General features: G+C 71.7%; 3 protein-coding genes. 1 reads left to right on the top strand and 2 read right to left on the bottom strand.

Going from position 1 to position 5021, the window contains the following annotated elements:
• Positions 1-1093 (bottom strand): ricin-type beta-trefoil lectin domain protein (locus ACR807_RS41060; RefSeq protein WP_438926960.1); only part of this gene is annotated, 1093 nt, incomplete at its 3' end.
• Positions 1094-1149: 56 nt separating this feature from the next.
• On the bottom strand, positions 1150-2799 hold the full coding sequence (locus ACR807_RS41055; protein ID WP_438926959.1) for a glycoside hydrolase family 27 protein: 1650 nt from the start codon (positions 2797-2799) through the stop codon (positions 1150-1152).
• A gap of 552 nt (positions 2800-3351) precedes the next feature.
• Between ACR807_RS41055 and ACR807_RS41050 the strand changes: the two genes are divergently transcribed.
• On the top strand, positions 3352-4830 hold the full coding sequence (locus tag ACR807_RS41050; protein ID WP_438926958.1) for an endo-1,4-beta-xylanase: 1479 nt from the start codon (positions 3352-3354) through the stop codon (positions 4828-4830).
• Positions 4831-5021 lie beyond the last annotated feature (191 nt).

The raw sequence follows: 5021 nt of genomic DNA, 5'->3' as shown, positions 1-5021 counted from the left end.
GGTTGTCCTGCCCCGTGCAGGTCCACAGGACGAGCTTGGTCCCGTTGGCGGTGCCGAGGTTGTACGGGTCCAGGCACAGGCCGGACCGGGCGTTGGTGATGGTGCCGTTGGCGTTGGCGTTCCACTGCTGGTTGGCGCCGCCGTGGCAGTCCCAGGTGATCACCCGGGTGCCCGGGGACGTGCCGCCGCCCTCGGCGTCGAGGCACTTGGTGCCCTGGACGACCAGTTGCTTCCCGGCGTCGTGCGTCCACACCTGGTTGGGCTGGGTGTGGCAGTCCCACAGCTGGAGCTGCGTGCCGTTGGCGGTCGACGAGCCCGGCAGGTCGAGGCAGCGGCCCGAGGCCGCACCCACGACCTGCCTGCCCTGCGCGGTGACGGGGTCGCCGATGCTCCCCGGGACGGCGCGCAGGGCGGCGTACCAGGTCGCGGCCATCTTGTCGTAGCCGGTGGCGGTGGGGTGCACGCCGTCGATCAGGTCGGCCGTCGTCAGCGCGGAGTGCATGTCCACCAGGCGCACGCGCTTGCCCGCGTTCACCTTGGCCTGCACGATGCCGGGCAGCGCGGCGTTGAAGGTGCGGGCGGCGGCCGCCTGCCCGGCGTTGGCCAGCGGGATGATCGTCGCGACGAGGACGTCCGCGTTCGGCGCGGTCGCGGTGATGCGGTCGACGAGCGCGGACAGTCGGGCGGGCGCGTTGGCGACGTCCCGGTTCTGGAGGATGTCGTTGGTGCCGATGTGCAGCAGCACCGTGCGCGGGGTGGTGTTGCGCAGCCAGGTCGCGACGTTCGCGTCGACCTGGTCGATGCGCCAGCCCGGGTGGCCCTGGTGGTCGTGGTCCCAGAGCGAGGCGGGGCCGTTGAACTGGGACCCGACGAAGTCCACCCGGTAACCGCCGGCCGCGAGCCGCTGCCACAGCCCGATCCGGTAGCCGCCGGGCACCTGCGTGCCCTCGGTGATCGAGTCGCCCAGCGGCATCACCCGCACGCCGCCGTTGGACTCGGCGGCGGCCGGGCCCGCGGGCAGCGCGGCGGGCAGCAGCGCGGCGGTGACCAGTGCCGCGGCGCACGCGGCGAGTCGTCGGAGGTGCGGTCGCATGGGTTCTCCCGGGGTCTGGCCGTCGTTCGGCGCGGTGTGCCGGCGGTGGGGCACGGTCACGCGCGCGTCCACTTCTGGTTGGCCTGCCCGTTGCACGTCCACAGCACCAGCGGGGAGCCGTTGGCCGTGGCCGCCTGGTTGACGTCGAGGCAGAGGCCGGAGCGGGTGTTGCGGAGGGAGCCGTCGGAACCGGCGGTCCACTTCTGGTTGTCCTGGCCGTTGCAGGTCCAGGTGATGACGCGGGTGCCGTTGGCGGTGCCCTGGTTGTACGCGTCGAGGCACTTGTCGCCGAACACGCGGACCTCGCCGCCCGCCCAGGTGGTCCACAGCTGGTTGGCGGCGGTGTGGCAGTCCCAGATCAGCACGGTCGAGCCGGCGGCGGTGGAGGCGTTGTCCACGTCCAGGCAGCGGCCCGAGCCGGTGCCGCGCAGGCGGGCGGTCGTGGCGGCGGTCGGCGTGCCGCCGGAGACCCGGAACGCGGCGACGCCGTGCGCCGGCACGCTCGCCGAGACCTGACCCGCGCTGCTCGACGTGCCGCCGGTCCACAGGTCCGTGAGGGTGAACGAGCCGCCGCTCAGGCCGACCTGCGCGGCCGTGGTGGTGACGGTGGCGGTGGCGCCGCCCCGGTTGACCAGGCCCACCGCGACCGAGCCGTCGGACAGCGCCTTGGCGAAGACCTCGGTGTTGCCGTCGTCGCGCACGCGCCGCCCGCCCGCGCCGAGCTGGTCCTGGTTCACCGCGATCAGCCGCGGGTTGCGCAGGACGGCGCTCACGTCGGCCGACATGGTGCGGATGTCGTTGCCCGCCATCAGCGGCGCGGCCATCAGCGCCCACAGCGCGAAGTGCGCGCGCGACTCGGTCAGGCTCAACCCGGGGCGGCCGACGACCAGCATGTCGGGGTCGTTCCAGTTGCCGGGGCCGGTCTGCGCGGCCAGCGGGGCGGTGACGTCCAGGACGTTGCCCACGCCCATCGGGTAGCTGTTGGTGTTGCCGTTCTGCCAGATGTCGAGCAGGTCCTCCGTGGTCCGCCACAGGTCGGCGACCTCGCCCCAGTCGTACTTGTCGCCGGTGATGGCGTGGAAGCTGTTGGGGTTGATGCTGTACACGATCGGGCGGCCGGTCGCCCGCAGGGCGTCGCGCATGATCGAGAACCGCGCCACCTGCTCGTCCCGCGTGCCGGCGCCCGAGCACCAGTCGTACTTGAGGTAGTCCACGCCCCACGAGGCGAACGACCGCGCGTCCTGCGCCTCGTGGCCCTTGCTGCCGGTCGAACCGGGGTGCGCGCCCGTGCCCTGGGCGCACGTCTTCTCGTTGGGCGCCTGGTAGATGCCGAACTTCAGCCCCTTCGAGTGGATGTAGTCGCCGAGCGCCTTCATCCCGCTGGGGAACTTCGTCGGGTGGTTGCGCAGGTTGCCCGCCGAGTCGCGCTGCGGGTCGAACCAGCAGTCGTCCACCACCACGTACTGGTAGCCGGCGTCCCTCATCCCGGAGGACACCATGGCGTCCGCGGCCTGCCGCACCTGCGCCTCGGTGATCCCGCAGCCGAAGCTGTTCCAGCTGTTCCACCCCATCGGCGGGGTCAGCGCCGGGCTGCCGGGAGCGGCCTGGGCGGCGGGCGCGGTGGTGGCGGGTGCGGCGGTGGCGGTCGCGAGCACCGCCAGCGCGGCGACCACGAGGTGGAGGGCTCTGCGGGGTCGGACGGGCATCGTTGCCCCTTTCGCGCGAGGTGAACGGGCCGCCGGCGCGGATCGGTCGCGAACCGGTGCGGGTGGTGCCCACGACAGCGGCCGACGAGGGCGGCGGCGGGCCCGGGGTGCGGCCGTCGTGATCGTCACGCCAATGTAACGAAGGGCCGGCAACACGGTCAAAGCTAAATATGTTTGCGCTCACTTTAGCTGGCCGGTCGAATTCACCGTCGAATGGCGTTCGACCTGACCACGCCACCCGCGGGTGCCGCCGGCCCGTCCCGCGACCGTCCCGGGACGGCAGGCACCCGCACCACCTCCCACCTGCACGAAAATTTTTCATTACGCCTTGACCGGCCGCCCGCCGTCGTCCACAGTCTGATGGGCACGACCCCGCACGCGGTGACGACCGCCGCACCCACCACCCCTCCATTTCGACCCGAGGGATTCAACACCACTGTTGTTAGCGTTCACAAATATGCTTCATCCCGGTCGGCCGGGTGCGGGTGTCCACCGATTCCCCTGCCACCGCGGGAACGAGACCCGCGGTGTTCTGATCCGTGAGGACACGTGATGAACCATTCGACACGAGCGGTCATTCGGCCGGCGACCACGCGCCGGCCGAGAACAACGGCGTTGCTGCTCGTCGCGGGACTCGTCGCCACCACGATGACGGTGGCGTTCGGCGGTCAGGCCCTGGCGGGCACGACGCTGGGCGCGGCGGCGGCGGAGAAGGGCCGGTACTTCGGCACCGCCGTGGCGGCGGGCAGGCTCGGCGACTCGACCTACGCCACGATCCTGAACCGGGAGTTCTCCAGCGTCACCGCCGAGAACGAGATGAAGATGGACGCGACCGAGCCCAACCAGGGCCAGTTCACGTTCACCAACGGCGACCGGATCGTCAACCACGCCCTCAGCCGCGGCATGAAGGTGCGCGGGCACACCCTGGCGTGGCACGCGCAGCAGCCCGGCTGGATGCAGCGCATGGAGGGCTCGGCGCTGCGCTCCGCGCTGGTCAACCACATCAACCGGGTCGCCACCTACTACCGGGGCAAGATCCACTCCTGGGACGTGGTGAACGAGGCGTTCGCCGACGGCGGCAGCGGCGGCCGGCGCGACTCCAACCTCCAGCGCACCGGCAACGACTGGATCGAGGTCGCCTTCCGCACCGCCCGCGCCGCCGACCCCGGCGCGAAGCTCTGCTACAACGACTACAACACCGACGGCATCAACGCGAAGTCCACCGGCATCTACAACATGGTCCGCGACTTCAAGGCGCGCGGCGTGCCCATCGACTGCGTCGGCCTCCAGTCGCACCTGACCAACTCGGCCCCCTCGGACTACCAGGCCAACATCCAGCGCTTCGCCGACCTCGGCGTCGACGTGCAGATCACCGAGCTGGACATCTCCGGGGCCAACCAGGCCGCCGCGTTCGGCACGGTCACCCGCGCGTGCCTGGCCGTCGCCCGCTGCACCGGCATCACCGTCTGGGGCATCCGCGACACCGACTCGTGGCGCACCGGCCAGAACCCGCTGCTGTTCGACGGTGCGGGCAACAAGAAGGCCGCCTACACCGCCGTCCTCGACGCCCTCAACGGCGGCTCGCCGCAGCCCGGGATCATCGACCCGACGGCCTGGTACGTGCTGGTGAACCGCAACAGCGGCAAGGCGCTCGACGTCTACAACCTCGCCACCAACGACGGCGCGCGCATCACCCAGTGGACCCGCAACGACGGCAACCAGCAGCAGTGGCAGTTCGTCGACTCCGGCGGCGGCTACTACCGGGTGAAGTCGCGGCACTCGGGCAAGGTGCTCGACGTCCACAACTTCTCCACCGCCGACGGCGCGTCGATCGTGCAGTGGGCCGACGGCAACGGCACCAACCAGCAGTTCCGCGCGGTCGACGCCGGCGGGTACGTCCGCCTGGTCAACCGCAACAGCGGCAAGGCGGTCGAGGTCCAGGGCGCGGCGACCGCCGACGGCGGCAACATCGTCCAGTACAGCGACTGGGGCGGCGCCAACCAGCAGTGGCAGCTCCTCCGCGTCGGCTGACGCGCGCCCACTCCCCGACCCCCGACGAAAGCGTGCGAACCATGTACGGGACAAGCCAACCCCCGCCACCGGCGCGGCGGTCAGCCGCGCGCGGGCCCCGGCCCGGACGACGCCGGTGGGCGGGAGCCGCCGCCGCGCTCGTCGTCCTCCTGGGAGGCATCACGGTGGCGCTCGGCACGACGAGGACGGCA

Origin of the sequence: Saccharothrix sabaoui, assembly GCF_051756985.1 — a bacterium.
In the GTDB taxonomy this organism is placed as follows: Bacteria; Actinomycetota; Actinomycetes; order Mycobacteriales; family Pseudonocardiaceae; genus Actinosynnema.
The sequence above is the reverse complement of the archived record's forward strand: the minus strand, read 5'-3'. Positions and strand labels throughout refer to the sequence as shown.